The 17665-nt window shown below is 41.4% G+C and carries 13 protein-coding genes, 1 other RNA gene and 1 pseudogene; 9 read left to right on the forward strand and 6 right to left on the reverse strand.

Annotated elements, in window-relative coordinates:
* Positions 1-209: 209 nt before the first annotated feature.
* Positions 210-614 carry a phosphoribosyl-AMP cyclohydrolase gene (gene hisI / locus AYW75_RS10480; RefSeq protein WP_067099205.1) on the reverse strand — a complete coding sequence of 135 codons (405 nt, stop codon included), beginning with the start codon at positions 612-614 and terminating at the stop codon, positions 210-212.
* Entirely contained in the window at positions 611-1474 is an 864-nt protein-coding gene (locus AYW75_RS10485) for a 6-carboxytetrahydropterin synthase (RefSeq protein ID WP_067099206.1), read from the reverse strand. The genes hisI and AYW75_RS10485 overlap by 4 nt, the downstream gene beginning before the upstream one ends.
* A gap of 205 nt (positions 1475-1679) precedes the next feature.
* Here AYW75_RS10485 and ffs point away from each other — a divergent pair.
* The 5 genes from ffs (at position 1680) to AYW75_RS10510 (ending at position 5779) form a co-directional block, all read left to right on the forward strand.
* An RNA gene (gene ffs, locus AYW75_RS10490) (signal recognition particle sRNA small type) lies at positions 1680-1776 on the forward strand.
* 133 nt (positions 1777-1909) lie between these two features.
* The gene (locus AYW75_RS10495) at positions 1910-2533 is read left to right on the forward strand and encodes a TnsA endonuclease N-terminal domain-containing protein (protein ID WP_067099208.1); all 624 of its coding nucleotides are present in this window, start codon (positions 1910-1912) and stop codon (positions 2531-2533) included.
* A 2-nt stretch (positions 2534-2535) separates the two neighbouring features.
* Positions 2536-4341 (forward strand): Mu transposase C-terminal domain-containing protein, encoded by a 1806-nt coding sequence (locus AYW75_RS10500; RefSeq protein ID WP_067099209.1) that lies wholly within the window; start codon positions 2536-2538, stop codon positions 4339-4341.
* A gap of 15 nt (positions 4342-4356) precedes the next feature.
* Positions 4357-5361 carry a TniB family NTP-binding protein gene (locus AYW75_RS10505; RefSeq protein WP_067099211.1) on the forward strand — a complete coding sequence of 335 codons (1005 nt, stop codon included), beginning with the start codon at positions 4357-4359 and terminating at the stop codon, positions 5359-5361.
* A 124-nt stretch (positions 5362-5485) separates the two neighbouring features.
* Entirely contained in the window at positions 5486-5779 is a 294-nt protein-coding gene (locus tag AYW75_RS10510) for a helix-turn-helix domain-containing protein (protein ID WP_067099213.1), read from the forward strand.
* Positions 5780-6097: 318 nt separating this feature from the next.
* Here the strand turns inward: AYW75_RS10510 and AYW75_RS10515 are convergent, their stop codons facing one another.
* The 4 genes and pseudogenes from AYW75_RS10515 to AYW75_RS19020 form a co-directional block, all read right to left on the reverse strand.
* A complete protein-coding gene (locus AYW75_RS10515) occupies positions 6098-8293 on the reverse strand; it encodes a DEAD/DEAH box helicase (protein ID WP_067099215.1) in 2196 nt (731 codons plus the stop codon).
* Entirely contained in the window at positions 8290-9597 is a 1308-nt protein-coding gene (locus AYW75_RS10520) for an ATP-binding protein (RefSeq protein ID WP_067099216.1), read from the reverse strand. Before AYW75_RS10520 ends, AYW75_RS10515 begins: the two co-directional genes overlap by 4 nt.
* A 3-nt stretch (positions 9598-9600) precedes the next feature.
* Positions 9601-11913 (reverse strand): tellurite resistance TerB family protein, encoded by a 2313-nt coding sequence (locus tag AYW75_RS10525; protein ID WP_067099218.1) that lies wholly within the window; start codon positions 11911-11913, stop codon positions 9601-9603.
* Positions 11914-12094: 181 nt separating this feature from the next.
* A pseudogene (locus AYW75_RS19020) lies at positions 12095-12199 on the reverse strand (IS5/IS1182 family transposase); the annotation flags it as partial.
* Positions 12200-12440: 241 nt separating this feature from the next.
* Here AYW75_RS19020 and AYW75_RS10530 point away from each other — a divergent pair.
* Genes AYW75_RS10530 through cas6f form a run of 4 tightly spaced genes read left to right on the forward strand, consistent with a single transcriptional unit; the run spans position 12441 to position 17252 of the window.
* Positions 12441-13592: a TniQ family protein gene (locus AYW75_RS10530; RefSeq protein WP_067099219.1), complete on the forward strand. Its 1152-nt coding sequence runs from the start codon at positions 12441-12443 to the stop codon at positions 13590-13592.
* Positions 13593-13607: 15 nt separating this feature from the next.
* Positions 13608-15653, forward strand: a complete 2046-nt coding sequence (locus tag AYW75_RS18810) for a type I-F CRISPR-associated protein Csy2 (protein ID WP_156490844.1) — start codon at positions 13608-13610, stop codon at positions 15651-15653.
* Positions 15625-16653 (forward strand): type I-F CRISPR-associated protein Csy3, encoded by a 1029-nt coding sequence (csy3, locus tag AYW75_RS10535; protein WP_067099221.1) that lies wholly within the window; start codon positions 15625-15627, stop codon positions 16651-16653. The genes AYW75_RS18810 and csy3 overlap by 29 nt, the downstream gene beginning before the upstream one ends.
* A gap of 17 nt (positions 16654-16670) precedes the next feature.
* Entirely contained in the window at positions 16671-17252 is a 582-nt protein-coding gene (gene cas6f / locus AYW75_RS10540; RefSeq protein WP_269447784.1) for a type I-F CRISPR-associated endoribonuclease Cas6/Csy4, read from the forward strand.
* The last annotated feature ends 413 nt before the right edge of the window (positions 17253-17665 follow it).

Genomic DNA, 17665 nt, shown 5'->3' on the forward strand with positions numbered 1-17665 from the left:
AGTTTGCGTTTTTTAGTGGATGCTTTTTGATGCGAGTTGTTACTGTTCTGGTTAAGTGTAAACTTTAATGGAGACGAGTAGCGTCAGGTTCATTGTGTCGCTTTATGGCTTTATATATCGATTTTAGATAAAGAAGAAAAGGAGGTTTTCAAGAAGGGGTAATATACAGTCCACTTACTATGCAGATAAGGGGACTGTTTGAGTAATGATTACTGTGGATCGGATTCGATTAACACTTTTCCATCTTTAACTTCAAAAAAGAAGCAGTCACGGCGGTTTGTGTGGCAAGCAGGTCCATGTTGATCTACCTGTAACAGGACCGCATCACCATCACAGTCAAAAGCCATAGACACCAGGCGTTGACGGTGTCCTGAGCTTTCGCCTTTGCGCCAATAGGTTTGGCGAGAACGAGACCAGTAACATACTTGCCCCGTTTCTAATGACTCGCGAATGGATTTTTCGTTCATGTATGCCAGCATTAACACTTCTTTCGTATCATGCTGCTGTGCGATCGCTGCGATCAACCCGTCTTGATCCATTTTTAGATTAGCAAATATTTCGTCTAAACTTAGCTCTGTGCCTTTAGGCGACATTTCAAATGCTTTTAAACTCATTTCTCTACCTTTACTTCAGAGATGGCGCCTTTACCGATGCCTTCAAAGGCGTGTACTTCAATGGTATCGCCCTGGTTTTCTTTCGCGAGTTGCTGAGCGACATGGCTCGACAATGACTCGACGGTGGAATCGCAATCGAGCATATAGACTTGATTGCTGCGGATGATCAGTTCAAAGAGCCCTTGAGAGGCAGCATAACTGAAGTGATGATAACGTTTACCATTCTCATCAATAATGCCAATTAAGTCTTCTTGAGTGCCTAGATAAATATCATTCCAACGAGTAGACCAATCCTGATCTAGCATGCGGTCACGTTCTCCATTTCGATAAATTTCAATCACCGAACGATGACCATGAACGATACGTTGGCAGTTACCGTCGTGCTTTTTTAAACCGTGGCTATATTGATACTGCGCTTCGTTTGACTGTTCTGGATGGAAATGCACTGAAACGGCTTCCAACTCAGCTGGTAAAAGATCTAGGATTTGTTCTTCAACCCATTTGGCAGCATTGTCAGCTGTGACCTCATCGACGGGTAGCTGTGCAAAGGCTTGCTCTGGCGCAGTGCAGGCAAAACGCTGGCCGTTCTGATGCATAAACTCAAAAGAAGTACGGCCATCGTCCAGAGTTTTAATAATGCTGTTTTCATGGCTGGCTGGTACTGCTAATTTATGGTCAATGTGCGCATCAAGCCACTGCTTGATCATCTTTTTTACGATGCTAAAGTCACACACCATGCTTTCATCGTTTAGCTTCCCTGTTAGCACGATATCGGCTTGCCAACTTTCTCCTAACACACCACGAACAGGGCAGAAGTAAGAAAGGTCGACGTGGGTTAAGTTTTTAACAAACAGCTTCAACGATACATCCTCAAAAATTTATTGGCGGGTATGGTACTAAATGCGCTTACGGATACCAACGCTCCCGTACAAAAGATGTTAATTTAAGCACAATTGAAAAAAACTGCGCTAAGTGACTGAAAAATATAAGTAGATCGGTTGCACTTTGAATTTGGGTGCGTATAATTCGCTTCCAAGGTCAACGGCACCTTCTTTATGGTGTCTCCGCTGGTCCCCTCGCAACAATACATCGTTAATCTGGTCAGGTCCGGAAGGAAGCAGCCACAGCGATCGACTTGTGTGCCGAGGTGAGGCTGGTGGAGATGCCACCTTAATTCTAGCTGTAAATTAAAGCATAAAATGACAAATTTGAACCATAAGTTGTCAAATTTGCAGTATATGCTGACATAACCTATTTTTAAGTTGTTATTTAGTTACAACTTGCAGGTATCGGTTATGTACAATCGCAATCTCCGCAAACCCAGTCCAAACAAAAACATCTACAAATTTGTTAGTAGAAAAAATCGCTCAACTGTTATGTGCGAGAGTGGTCTAGAGTTTGATGCCTGTTTTCATCTTGAATTTTCCCCTTCTATCGCTTCCTTTGAGTCCCAGCCCACCGGTATTGAGTATCCAGCTGACAATAAGGTTCGTCGATATACACCTGATTTCAAAATCGTTAAAGACACTGGTGAGATTGAGTACATTGAGGTAAAACCTGAACGAATCCATTCAACCAAGAAATTCCGTGATGAGTTCGAACATAAAAGAGCAGCCTACAGTGCTTTAGGATTCAAGTTAATTCTGGTTTCAGAGAAGCAAATTCGTAGTGATAAATTGCTCTCCAATCTAAAAATCCTTCATCGATATTCAAGTACCAACCTTTCAGAGCTCCACAAGCTTGCCTTAACACATATCCAGAAATTCAAAAGCCTTTCCATACGTCAACTAGCTATCAAATTGGGAATACTAATCTGTGACTGCATTGCTGCATGTGCCTTACTCATTGGCATTGGTGCAATAAAAGCAGATTTAGAAAGCGATTTTTTATGTGAGAATTCGTTATTAAATGAGGCATAAGTATGTTTGATGACGAGTTTGACGATAATCCATTAAGAGAAGACGCTCAAAGCTCAAGTGATCAGCCTGATGAGATTTCATTCCTAGACCCTGACCTCGATTCTTATCCAAGTAATAGCCGCATAGAGGCTATAGCAAGATATGAGTTGATACTGTTTATCCGTGAACGACTTGCTGGCGGTTGGACTCAGAGAAATATTGATCCTTTAACTGATGAGTATTTCTCAGAAAATCGAGAGATTAACAAACCAAACTGGCGAACAGTAACTAGATGGCATAAAAAACTTTTAGAGCAAGGTGATACCCCAAAAGCCCTAATAGAAAGACATCATAATAAAGGTAATAGAAATAGAAAATTAGAGTTGGAACATGAGCGCTATTTTGAAGCTGCTATTGATAGGTTCCTTAAAGCAGAGCGTCCTAGTGTGGCAAGTGCTTATCGGTTTTATAAGGACCAATGTTTACTTCAAGGTCAAAATATTAACCCAATGTCTCAGCGAGCATTCTACGACAGAATTGATAAGCTTAATTTTTATGAGGTAGCTGTTAAACGATTTGGTAAATACAAAGCAGACATCATGTATGGCTATAAAGGGTCAACCATTAGACCTGAACGTGTCATGCAGCGTGTAGAGATAGATCATACACCATTAGATATCATCTTACTGGATGACGAAACGTCACAGCCAATAGGTAGGCCATATTTAACGCTTCTAAAAGATGTATATAGTGGGTGCTTAGTCGGTTATCACTTAACCTTTAAGGCACCTAGTTACGCTTCTGTTGCTAAGGCTATTTGTCATGCTATTCAGCCCAAAAATCAATCGTTTGAAGCATGGGGTGTTGTTTGGCCATGCTACGGTAAGATCGAGGTACTTGTGGTTGATAATGGAGCAGAATTTTGGTCTAAATCTTTGGAGCAAATGTGTTATGAGCTAGGCATAAATGTTCAGTACAATCCAGTGCGAAAACCTTGGCTTAAGCCCTTTATCGAAAGAAGTTTTCGAACCATTAATGACCTAATATTGATAGAGCTACCAGGTAAAACATTTCGAAGTATTGATACCCGTGATGAATACAATGCGGTTGAGCATGCTTCAATTAAGTTCAATCGTTTTATCCATGGTTTTGAAAAATGGATGGCCGAGGTATATAACTGCTCTGCTGATAGTCGAGGCCTTAAGGTGCCATCCGTTAAGTGGCAGGAAGGTATTGAGACCATGCCACCAGCCACCCTAAATGATGATGAAATCAGTGAACTTCCAAAATTGGCGGGGTTAAAAGAAAGTAGAGCGATACAATCATCTGGTATCACTTATCATTATCTACGATATGACTCAGACGCCTTAGCGGACTACCGTAAACAAAGCCTTTCAAGCGATCGATCGTATACCGTCACAATCAAAGTGGATGTAGATGACCTAAGCCATATCTACGTTTACTTACCGGAGCTAGAAAAATACTTAACTGTTCCTTGTGTTGATCAGTCCTACACTAAGAATCTGAGTTTAGATCAGCATTTAGTGAATAGATCGTTTGCTAAGGCGCATAATCGTCTAATAGGTAAATCTGATACGGACTTGGCTATGGCGAGGCAGGAAATCCAAGAGATATTGGCGGATCAGGATGATAAAGCAAAATCCTCTACTAAGATAAAAACAAGTAAGAAAGCTGCTCAATATAAAGGTTACAGTAACGAATCAGTGAAAAACAAAGTGGCTAATCCATCATCAGATGATGAGAAGTCCAATGCTGAGCATAGTGAGGTGTCAGAGCTAGAGACACTGTGGAACTCATTGAGGAAATGAAAAATGGGGTGACAGATGGGCTTAACCGATGCTGATAAGGCGAAATTGCGAGAGTTCAAGGACTGTTTCTGTCCATACACGCCTGTTAACGCTATTTTGAACGACCTTGAGTCTCTATATCAAAGTTCAGAGATTGGGGGAGAGCAGTTGTCCATGCTTCTTCGTGGTGACACGGGAACGGGGAAGTCTGCCATCATTAATCATTTCAGCCATGCTAAGAATGGAAGTCAGTCTGAATCTATCCCCGTTTTACTGTCACGAGTGCCCAGCAAGCTAACAGTTGAAGATATGACACGTCAGCTTCTGAGCGATCTGGGTGTCTTCGGCTCAACTACCCATCGCGCAAGAAACTCCCAAAGTGATGCTCATCTTACGAATCGCCTTCTTGATGCACTTAAAGTAAAAAGAACCAAGATGATTATCATCAACGAGTTTCAAGAGCTGATTGAGTTCAAAGGTGCTCGCGATAGACAGGCTATTGGTAATCGATTGAAACTGATATCGGAAGAAGCAGCTGTACCTATTGTATTGGCAGGTATGCCCTGGATTGATGAGATTCTAAATGACTCCCAATGGGCTTCTAGGCTTGCGACACGCACCCACACACTTCAATACTTCAGCCTTTCAAAGCGCCCACAAGAGTATCGAGAGTTTCTTGAGGCAATTGAACAGTACATACCATGTGATCTTGAAACAAGTCTTACTGACTTTGAAATAAGCCTAGCGCTTTTCGCAGCCTCTTGCGGGGAAATGAGACAGCTAAAAGCCATCTTGACTGAAACAATCCAGCTTTGCCTGATAAATGGTAAGCCGCTTTCCAAGCAAGCGTTAAGTAACTCGTTTGCCAACTTATATTCAGGGGCTGATAATCCGTTTGAAACGCCAAAAGAGAAAATCAAGATTCAAGAAGTTGAAATGCACTCGCAATACATTCGAGGCGATAGTACTCATCGTGCCTCTATACAGCCTAGAAAACTTTCGGAAATCATGACATTGAGTCAGATCCTTTCAAAGAAATAACGCTAATTGAATGATTTTTATCCAAAATTCCTTGGAAGGCTTCATTTTCTAAGGATTCCTTAATATACTTTTGGCTCTCTTGCTAAGAAAATCTTAGATTACGTTTTTTAAAGTAGCTAGGATCATGCAGAGCCCATTACCACAACGTCTTAAGAGTGCTAGAAAATTGGCAAAGCTTACACAAGAACAACTGAGTACAGAGCTAGGGTTTGATCGCTCGCATGGTACGGCACGTATCAGTCAGTACGAGACAGGTAAGCATGCCCCAGACTTTGCTATGGCTAAGAAAATGGCGGATGCACTCGGCGTGCCTGTGGCGTATTTATACTGCGATGATGACAAGCTTGCAGCGTTGCTTTTAGCTGCTTCTAGGCTTTCTAAAGAAGAGCTTGATGAGTTGGTTCAAAGTCTGTCCTAAGCATGCTGAGTTCAAATTTCTCTTGGAAACAATAAAATTCGATACACTGTCCAAATAAATTTTTTATAGATAGACCATGCACTTTACTAGCTGAGTAGCCTGAGATATTTGGTGATCGATTGCGTATATTGGCCACAGTCGGAGGAGTCTGAGTAATTGCAAAGGTTTCATTGATAGCTTTAAAAGCGAAATTCTAAATTTTCATTATGTGCCAGAAGCTGGCTGTTGACATCAACATATTGAAGAGAACAAGACGCGGCCCATAATTATTATTTGTCTTTCTCTGGGAGCCTACATTTAATGCCTCGTTTTCTCTGTTTATAGCTTCGATCTTAACAACCACTGCTCCGTACTTTGTAGGTCAAAAGCTTTTGCTCCATACCCTATGGATAGAGTGTTTTCTGGTAAGAGTTCATCAAATTTTTCGATGCGTTTTTCCAATACTTGTTGTGCTAGCTCTGTCTCTGTTGGGAGTTCTATTGAAGCAAGTTTGAGCAATGTTGAGCGAACACTTTCTAATGACGCTTTTTCTACTTCTATAACTCCTGCATATGCGCCAGCTTCAAAGCCATGTTGGATTAGCAAGGCGACAATTGTATTTACTACTTTGTCTCCAAGCCATGGGAATATATAAGTAGTATTGCCAACCTGAAGCAGTAGTTCTCTAGAGAGCTTTGCATCTTCGAAATATCGTACGCTTTCACCAAACAGTTCCCGTGCAGCTGAATCAGCGAAGTCGACTTTCAAATCTCCCACAGAAATTCTGTAGTCACCGTTTTTCAATATTTGGAACATCTCTTGCCGGACAACATCATGTATGTTCAAGCCAGCACCACCAAATTTAGGTGGCTTGCCACCTTTTGCATGCTCTACATAAATAACTTTCTTTTCGCTATCTATGTCGTTTACCTTCCAACGTTTTCCACCGAAAACAATATGCTGCCCTTCTAATACCACTGAATCTACAGGCAGCGTTCCGAGTGATTTGGTTCCACATACAATTCGGAACTCTTCAGGCGTTTTAAAAACAGCATAGAACGAGTAATGGCTTGTCAGCTTTTCTCCGAAAAGGCCAAGCACCAATTCACCACTTCCTAACTGAGTTATGAGCTCTGTTTTTCCCATGTGAACAAGTAGTGCTTTAAAGTTTTCAACATTAACGTTTTGAAAAGGGCCATCTTTACAGAGCAAACTAAATAATTGCTCTGCTCTAATTCCTCCCCATTGTGCAGTAACCGCAAGTACTTGATGAAGGAGTGTTGAGAAGTGATAAATTGATGTATCAGCTGGTTCATACCATTTACTGCCGATCAGAAGTCTGATCATGGCCAGAGACTGAATAAGCTCCAGTCTTAGCTTGTCGATGACGCTAGAGTCCTTTGTCAATTCAGCTTCAGCGATGAGCATTCTCAATATTGAGGCTCCACCTCGTCTTCCAGAGCGTCCCATTCTTTGACGTAAACTTGAAATAGAGTGGGGGGCTGTTACTTGAATTACTGAGTTTACCTTGCCGATATCGATGCCTAGTTCAAGAGTCATTGTGCAAACCGCTGTGGTAGGGTAATGCTCTTGTTGCAATCGCTTTTCTAAGCTTTCTCGAAGATCTTTAGATAGCGAACCATGGTGAGGAAAAAATTCATTCGGTACATTTTTTTCTTCACAGAAGTCGGATAATGTAGCCGCAATGCTTTCTGTACGGCTCCTGCTATTTGCAAACACAAGGTGATTTCCGCCTCGACAAAATTTAAATAAATCTTGGCAGATCGTATATTCGGCATCATTGGTAGACTCAGCTTCTAAGTTAGCAGGGTTTACATACCCTTTTACCTGAACCTTCAAGGTGGATGTCGAATGTGTATCTTTGATGATTTTACAAGGTAAAGAGCGATTAGGGCGAAGTGATAGAGGCACTTTCTCTAATTCACCAAGAGTAGCGCTCAAAGCTACTCTTGGGATTGGTGTTTCTAGTCTTCCGAGAAGGTGTTCAAGTCTATGAAGTAAAGAGAGTAAGTGATGGCCGCGCTCAGAACTAATAAAGGCATGAAATTCGTCAATAACGATATATTTTAAATTAGAGAAAGCAGCTTTGATCCAGCCTGAGTCTCTGATGAGTAATGACTCCAGTGACTCAGGTGTTATTAACACGACACCAGACGGCGATGCCTTTAATTTCTTCTTTCGGCCCTGTGAGCTATCACCATGCCAGGGGGTAACCGGTATTTCTAACAGGTCAGACAGACTTTCTAAGCGTCTATCTTGGTCATTTATAAGGGCTTTTAGAGGGCTAACGTAAAGGATCCCTACACCCGTTTCTTGAGGCACGATCGTGCTGAGCGCAGGCAAGAAAAATGCCTCTGTCTTTCCTGCTGCGGTTGAAGCGCTGATCAGCACATCTGTCTTTTCAGACAATATAGGTTCAATAGCAAGGCATTGTATTTCTCTTAAGCCAGTCCAGCCTTGTTTGAATATCCAGCGCTGAATCCGGTGGTCTAATTTTTCATGTTCATCAATCATAGTTTGAAGTCAGCAAATCCATCTTCATTGTCCTCTGTTTCGAGTTCAACATCGGAAGGCTTATCTTCATTAATTGCTACAGATGAGATTAGACTATGCCACGTAATTTGCGGGTTTTGGTCAATTACCGCGAGCATATCTAAAAATGCTTTAATGGTGTTACGTGGCGTTCGAAAATACGCATCTCCTATAGTTTGGCTGCAATGCTGTAAAAACGCTTTGAGAGATTCGTCTGGAACCAAGTACTTCGCTTTGTCGCCTTCAGCATAAACATGGCGCAAGTTTTTAAGCAAAATATAAAGTTCTTCAGGGGTTAAGCTAGCGAGGTGTAGGGCTGGTGACGAATAATCAATCACGCCTGCTTGTTTAGCAAAGCTGTTATCTGCCAATCTAGATTGAAGTGCTTCATAGCTATACAAGCCTTTACGTGGATCTAGCAGAAACTCATGGGTTCCGCCGAGAAGGAAGCCCAAATGCTCAGCGCTTCCTTGCAAGCAATCGTTTAGAATTCGAAGTATTTGTTCATAGTTAGAAGTTCTCGCTGTGGTGTTGTTCAACTTATACAGATTTACCATCTCGTCTAAGTTAACTAGAAGCCCTTGGTAGCCTGCTTGTCTGACAAATAAACTCATTAATTTCAGCGCATCATAAAAAGATGTATCCGAAATAATTGTTCGAACTCCTAGGTCATTTCGGGCATCGGTTTTAGTTGAATACTCTGCTCGTAACCATTTTATGGCGTTTGATTTTAATATGTCATCATCTTTCTCATGACCTATCCAATAAGCCTCAATAACTTTAGCAAAATCATATCCGCCAACGAATTCAGAAAGTAATGCTAATTTTTCATGGATAATTGAATTTATACTTTTTCCTGAAGTATCAGCTTCTTTCATTGCTTCTGTGATGAACTTTTCAACTACACTGGTTAAAGCATTACCATCAGGTTTGTTGCGAGTAGCCATGTTACGCATTAGCTCAGAGTAAAGGTTTCTAGCTTGACCAGCCGATGCATGAATACGTCTATCAGGAGATAAGTCTGCATTGACGGTTACAAGCTTATTCTCTAGAGCAATAGCGCGTACAACACTTAAAAAGAATGTTTTACCAGAACCATAATCGCCGATAATGAGCCTGAAAGCTGAACCTCCATCTGAGACCCGATTAATGTCTTGGATCAGAGCTTTTAATTCATTTACTCGACCTACTTGGATATGCTGGATTCCAATCTTAGGAGTCACACCTGACTTCAGAGATTGGATAATTGCATCCCTTTCTTTAGCTCGTATTCTTTTTGCAACCATTATTTATTCCTTCAATTCTTCTACGATTTCTAGATCGACATAGATATCACCATCGTCATCTAGAACTGGCGCATCGACTTTGTCATAAGCCCAGTCATTAATAGTTTCTAATGCGCCATCAACCATTATGTTTAGTTTGCTACACAGTTCATGAACTTCTTTGCGTGCCCACGACTCTTTAGTTATCAAAGTTTCAAAAAGTTCTTTGTAAGGGCTATCTAAACCTTCTTCATCGACATCAGCAGTGGGGTTCACTTCCAGTTCAACTTCTTCATCAACGGCAAATATACTCTCCAGCATACTCTTTGCGTCGTTGGTGTCACTTTCATGCATAGCCAGAATACTTTCATCCAACTGAAAGGTACCTTTATCAATTGAAACGTCTTTAGATGTGGCTGAGGTAGTTTGTTTACTGGAGGCAAACGCATGCATGTCACTTGTAACGAGTGATTTATCTAAACCTAACGAGATATATAACTTTTCAATTTGCTTAATTTCAGAAGTATCGATTTTTCCGTCAGCAAGAGCGATGGAAAGCATGAATTTTTTCAAGAATTCCACCTGTGGAGCGCCTAGTTTTTCAATTCTAGCTTTCAACCCCGTATTATTTACAGGGGCATTTAGACGCCAAGTTAAATATGCATTTAACGAGTTCTTTTCAGAAGGAGAGAGTTTGTCATCCTGGTTTATCAACGATTGTAAGGCGATTTTCTCATGATGATCTATAGAACCATCTATCGTGGCGACCATTGCCCCTAACCTAATTGCTAAACTTACTTGGTTGAATTTCGAGCTTGGCTCAAAAAAATCTCCATGGCCCGGTGAGAAGAGCACAATGTTGTCATCGATTTTCAATTTTGCATGGTGAAAACGTTGGTCTGGCGCAATACCTATTTCAGCCTTAGCAGCCAAGTTAGCGACTAGATCATTTTCTTTCTTGTTAAACGTCTTAGGGAGAGGTGTACCAGTATGAGTCCAGAAATCCTTGACTGTGGTTAGTCCATCATTTGAACTTATTATCTGAATTGCCCAAGACTTAAATGTTTCTATAACTGGTGAATTTGCTTCATTTGCCAGTTCTTTAGGTAATAACATCAACGCTGCAATATCACTCCTTGAGGTATCAGCTTTTCCTAAGTAACGGCTATAGCTGCTCAACTCTTCTGTACATTGTTCGGCAATAGGAATGAGCTTTTTAATTGGGCCTTTGAGAATACTTGGATCTGGTAAGTCACCTAACTCCAAATCAATCCCATGCACACCATTACTTGCCGCATGGTATGAAAGTCGCAGTTTAGTTTTATTGGGTTTTACGGAAATTCCTTCGCCAAACTTGTTAGAGAATCTAATTTGGAAAAGCTGGCTAAACTCTTCTTCACATCTACGGGCGGGAGTTTTTAGGGAATACTCGAATGTATTTTTTAGCCACTCTAAAGCTAAGGGGGCTGTTACAGGGGTTCCATTGGCTATAGTTGTTGCAAGTTTAACTTTGAATGACAATGCATTGTTAGTTTCTGGTATGTCTGACAGTCTATCTTCGAATAAGGTGGGTCTTTGAAGTGCCATTAGTTCGAGGAAATTAGCAGAGTATCCTCTGAAAGAACGATTTGCGTTGAAAACGCTATTGAGACGCAACACTTCTTCAAATATGGCTATGTATTCTTCATCAGATATTTGACTGGTGGATTTGTTTTCTATGACTCTTCTTTCAAACCCATAGAAATATATGAAGACATAACCAATTGGCGTATTAGGGTTTGAGCGATCTGAGGAGAGCCAATCTAGGTAAGCGCCTCTACAGCCTTTAGATAAGGATGCGTAAGTTGGCCAGTATCCTAAGGATTCATCAGTGTATATTTCTGAATGTACCGAGGGACTTAAAGCCGGGCGTTTTTCATCCACTAGAGATGGCTCTATACCGTACCCATCTAGTGAATTCATTACTCCACCATAGTAGAAGAAGCCTTTCTTTAACTTTCTTCCATTAATAGAAAGTTGTTCATCTTCACTTATCCATCGACCTTTTTGTTTGTTCGTTGTTTTTTCCGGCTCTCGGCCAACACTTGTATGAATAGTAAAAGTAGCAAAGTCATCATCTAGATAAGCATGATTAGACGTACTGGATATACTTATGCTGGAAGATCTTTCAGCAATACTGGGGGATGAGGTTCTACGTTCAGGTACTTTTGATTCTTCAGAAAAAGTTTGGGGAGTTTTTTGGGGGGATGGATTTTGTGCAGAAGATCTACTGTTCGCTTTACCTTTAAATAATCTATAAGCCAAATAAATTACAAATAACCCAATAATGAATTCCATTTTATTCCCTCTTTCCAAGGCTCGAATTTACGGAGCATGCGATCTAGCCCCTTGTTTTAGACTTATTTGGCTTTTGAAGTGATATAGCCAGTATTCTAGCCAAACTTTTCCAAGTTTTAGTGCCTGGATGCCCATTTTTCAGAATCCAGAAGAATTTTTCATGCTAGCGTGCCAGTAAAATCTATCCTATGAACAGCATGGATAATTTACTATCGTTCTTCAGTAGGCCTCGATAGCTTGCTTCCATATACCCAAACTGGCATTTGATAATACGGAATGGATACTCGATTTGGCAAGGCACAAGTATCCTAATTCACTATGTCAGTACAAGATCGTAATTGAATATGAAGACATATTTGGGAGCAACATCATTCAGCAGAAAGCTTGATTGCAAAAAAGTGACCAAAACTTCTGATTTGCGTACAGAAGCTGCCGAGTGCAGTGAGTATTATTATTGGGTTGAAGTTTCTTGACTTATTTCAGTTAACACCTATTTTCTAAGTATATCTTAGAAAATAGGTGTGCCGATGAATTTCCTTCCTAACCCTATTGAGCTATATGAAAACGAAACACTTGAAAGTGCATTGCTTAGGCTATGTCGTGCAAACCACTTCGAGCATTACAATGATCTTTCGATAGAGATACGTTCATGGTTGGAAGAGCATCACCCGACCATTGCGGGTGCTTTTCCTCTCGCTTTAGATGCCGTGAATGTCTATCACTCGAAGCAAAGTAGTGCGAAGCGGGTGCAGTCATTACAGCTACTCGAACAGTTGGTAGGCCTTCCTAAGTTTTCACTTTTAGATGTTAGCTTTAAGCATACTAACGCGGTTGATTCTGGTCATTTCGCTGAAGTGCGTTACAAGCAAATCACTATTCCTAAATCCTTTGTGCGAGCCTGTAATGTCCCTGTTTGCATAGAGTGTCTTCGGGAGTCTAACTATGTCCGATTTGATTGGCATATCAGCAAGGTAACTTGCTGTGACAAGCATAAAGTGAAATTGCTTACCAACTGCCCCTCTTGCAATACAACGCTCAACTATATGATAAGCGAAGACCCTAGTCGTTGTGTTTGTGGTTATAGCTTGTTTGGAGTTGATTCGAGTGAAGCGGGTATCGATGGCTGGCGTCGCTGGCCTAGCTTTGATCAGCAAGGCAAGCAACCATTTTCCGAGCAGCTAGCGATGTTGTTTTTCTTAGATAGGCATTTCCCAAAGTTAGGACACGAGGAGTTTAATGACGACCTTAAAGGTCACATCGAAGGGCACCTTCAAAAACTCATAGATCACAGTCTATTGATAGCAACTGACAAGATTAATCGACTGACATTTTCCTATCTAACAAATAACTTCTTGAGTGATGTGGCACAAATCAGCTGTTTACCGGATTGCATCAAAGAGAGTATTGCTAGTGTAGTGATCGAGCTGGCGTTAGAAACACCTCGTTCAACCATTGCAAACCTCGGTGATAGTTTGGTTTCCATACGAGAGGTAGCATTGATCACAGGCTCTACTGTCGAAGATATTTTTCGATTGTATGAGAGCGGTATATTGATGCTCGGAAAACGTATCCGCGATGAAGGGCGTCTTGAATCGTTTAATCCAGCTTTTCGATTAAGGGATGTAGCTGCGATTGTGCTCTCCTATTCTCGATACGGCTACAGCCAGTCAGCTTGGTAATGCGGGGTAATCCTGATGCACTTGAAAGATGAGTTACAGGCAGTAAAGACGTTAAAAGCCAAAGAACGATACGATCTCTTGAAAAAGCAATTTGAACTGTGTTCTGAAGGTATTGATGTGACCGGTAGTGAAGTCGATTGTTTAACCATCTTGGTCAATTTAATCGGCAAAGAAGCTGAAGAGCTGAATAGTTCGTTACATGCAAAGTGGATATTAGAGGATGAGACATTTTGGGTTAAGTTCCAAAAAGTTGCTTCTCAATTACATACCCATAACTTGAAATGGCCTGATTCCCGCGTAAATCTTCAACATCAAATCCGTGTTATACCCGAAACAGGGGCACTCCCAAAATTTGGTTGGTCAGGCAATAGCAGCGATTACCGTGTTGGCAGGCTATTGACCAGTACCTTTAATTGGCAGGGGGCAGAACACTCTCTCGTTTCTGTCTGGCTTGAGGATTTCGTCGAATGGCGTAAGGCATCTTACAAGCTGGGTATAACGAAAGCATTCTGGTATCAAATCAAACGTGAACTAGAAAATCTTTTTCAAGAAAGTCATTTCCCCGATGTGGTGGACTCCTATTCGCCAGAATTGCTATTTCCATACAAGGATCATTATTTAACCGTGACACCCGTTGTATCACATAGCACTCAGCTTTCAGTACAACATCTTGTTGGCTTACCTACTCACTCACTTAGTTTCCCTCATCCCAGTGCGCTAGGCATCTTATGTGGCTCTCTGGGCGGTCATGTGCGAATGCTTAAGCTGTCTCCTGTTCACAACCTAAGATCGAGGCAGAGTTCTTTAAATAGCCTCAGAAGCTATCTTGAGCCATATTCGCTGACCGCTAAATATGCGACAAACATCTATCGAGAGGTTACGGATGTAAAAATATATTCATCACTAAGACTGAAGAGAAAAGCAAGACTTAGGGTCTTGTGTGCCTTGGACAATATTTTAGAAGAATGGATGTCTCCGTTAATACAGGCAAAGCTGGCTTCGAAGAACATCAGTAAAATAGAAGGCTTGAGCCAAGAAGAGCAAAACTTCTTGAAGACGAGCTTTGTTGATATCGAGGACTTTTCCAGATACTTGAACCGAAAGCTGCATGGTGAGTTGGAGAGCAATAAATACACTCGCCATTTTAGCTATCACCAGCGTCTTGTAGGTGTGACTCAAAAACGGCTTATGAGTTTTCTAAAGCATGTGTTGTCTGAAAAGTCATCATCAGATGCTTCTGATGAAACATTTTTAGTTTTCAAGAGCTTGAGAATCAATGAAGCTAATGGTCTCAATAACCCCTTCGTTGCGGGCATGCCATCGATGATTGGTTTATACGGCTTTCTGCATCAATTCGAGCGACAGCTGAACGAAATATGCTCTGATGTATCCGTTGTAAGTTTTGCGCTTTATTGCAGTCACTACAGTTCACATGGGTCTATTGCTCTTCCTGCCCCAAGCATTCCTGATAAGGAGATGCGCATTAAGCGAAGTGGTGTTATGCCTGAGTTTAAGTTTGATGGGAAGTTTTCCATCATCGTTAAATTAAACCGCCTAACTGATAATGATGATCCTCTGGATATTGAGCTGATTAAGGCTGCGCTACCAGAACGGCTCTGGGGCGGCTCAGTGCATCCTCCTTACCTTTATGAGGATACTGAGTGGGCTTCCATTGTAAGTGGTGCTAACAACCTTAAGCAGTACATGGCTAGACACATGTTTTTTGGTAATTGGATATCGCCAGAAAAACAGAACAAACTAGACTTGAATGATTATGTGGAGCTATTAAAAGCCAATCACGACTTATCGCTCTGCTTGGTGGGCTATGATCTTTTGGAACCGATAAAGCCCCGCAACGTCATATCTGGAATTCATGCGTTTTGTGAGCCCCTGATCGATCTTTGTCGGCTCAAGCAAACCTTTAAAGTGATCAGAGGATCAAAGCCTTTGGAGCAGGGCCTATTTTGGCAATATGTGCCAGTATCACAAAACTGTACTACCTTGAGAGTAAGTCCAGTTTGTGGAGAAACTCATGCAGCTTCCCAATCAGCTGAGCTATAAACGCTCAATAAATCCTAGCAAAGCAATTTTCTACTATCGTCGTGATGATGAGCTTTATCCTCTTCCAGTAGAGCGGATGAAAATCAGAGGTAGTAAAAGCGGCTTTAGCGAAGCGCACACAGCAAAGGGAATTAAGGAGTCGGCAACGATCCATAGTCTAGCGACAGGTAACCCTCATACGATTGATACCTGTTATTTGCCCCCTGTTGCTGAATGCCTAGTGTGTCGTTTCTCCCTACGTATATCTGCCAATAGCCTAAAGCCAGACCGATGCTCAGATATGACCTTTAAAGATACTGCTCAACAATTTCTAAATAGCTACATAGATAAAGATGGCTTTAAAGAGTTAGCGATTCGATATGCGAAAAATATCGCCATGGGGACTTGGCTTTGGCGTAACAGAGAAGCGAATACCTTCGACGTGTTCGTGAAAACAAGCCAAGGCACCGAGTATAAATTTGAAAATGCTCATCAGCTTTTTTGGGATGCTGCTTGGCCAGCTGAAAAAAGTGATCTATTAAATGGCCTAGCAAGTGAGCTAGCTACAGCACTCTCTAGTGCTCGATACGTATGGCACTGTGATATTTGGGCTGAGGTTAAAATGCCATTTTGCTCCGAAGTATTCCCAAGCCAGTGTTTTGTTGACCATAATGACAAGCTAAGTGCGAGTAAGGTATTGCTTACGACTGATATTGATGGCGTCATGACCGCATGCTATAGCTCCGACAAAGTGGGCGCAGCAATACAAATGATCGATGACTGGTGGGATGAAAGCTGTGACTTCCCACTAAGAGTAAATGAGTACGCTGCTGACTATGAGAACTTGATTGCAAGAAGGCACCCGAGTACAGATCGAGATTTTTACCAATGCCTTCAAAAGCTCCCGTATTACACCGAAAAGCTTGTCAAAGCGGCGGTAACTGAGGATATCGACCCCGATGCACACTTTGTCGCATCGGTATTGGTTAAAGGTGGCATGTTCCAAGGAGGTAAGAGCTGAAACTCTACAGCATTTCAATCAGATACTTACCGGAAAAATGTGACCATGCATTATTAGCTGGTCGTTGTATCAAGGTGCTCCATGGGTTTATGAGCCGTAACGGACAATTAAATATTGCCGTATCATTTCCTCGATGGAGTGCAAAAACGGTTGGTAATCAAATAGTCTTCGTATCACCCGATAGCAATCTTCTCGACTTTTTGCTTGAACAGCCATACTTTCAGATGATGATCGACAATGGTCTTTTTGAAGCGAGTGATGTTGAAGATGTGCCGAAGTCAGAGAGCTTCGTTAAATTTGTTCGCAATCAATCTATCGACAAAATGACACCTGCCGCCAAAGCAAGACGACTTAGAAGAGCGCAAAAAAGAGCAATAGCACGAGGTGAAGAATTCGATCCCATCCCTCCCCAGTCAAAGGAAGTGGACTTCTTTCACAGTATTCCAATGGAAAGTTCGGAAAGTGGAATGAGTTATATGCTTAGGGTGCAGCGCTTTGAAGCCCACCGCGCGAGTAAGGTAGAGCCCTTTAAAGTTTGCTCTTACGGACTTTCGACTAACGAGAGTCATAAGGCATTAATACCATATTGTGTGACATAGATATTTTGATTAATAAAACAGATACTTATAAAGACTCTAGAAAATTAGGTTATTTCTGAGATTTTAGTCTAAATTCAATGTTATCAAGAAATTAAGCGTTATTCTTGATAGTGACCTGCCGCATAGGCAGCTGGAAAAGAACGCAGTAAAAACACTTTCCATAACACTCTGTGACCTGCCGCATAGGCAGCTGGAAAAAATTCTAAAAGACTCGCCAATATTTCTTGTAAATGACCTGCCGCATAGGCAGCTGTAATTAGGACTGGAAGTAAAAAGCCACATCGATGAACATAAACCTACCGAAAAGGTAGACACAGCCCATGGATGGGCATTAGCTATTGTAAAGTATTCAAGGAGAGAAACATGACATCTTGAATATCTTATATATAGCCGCATTAATTGTAGAAGTATGT

It is taken from the genome of Marinomonas atlantica (genome assembly GCF_001639725.1).
GTDB classification, from domain to species: domain Bacteria; phylum Pseudomonadota; class Gammaproteobacteria; order Pseudomonadales; family Marinomonadaceae; genus Marinomonas; species Marinomonas atlantica.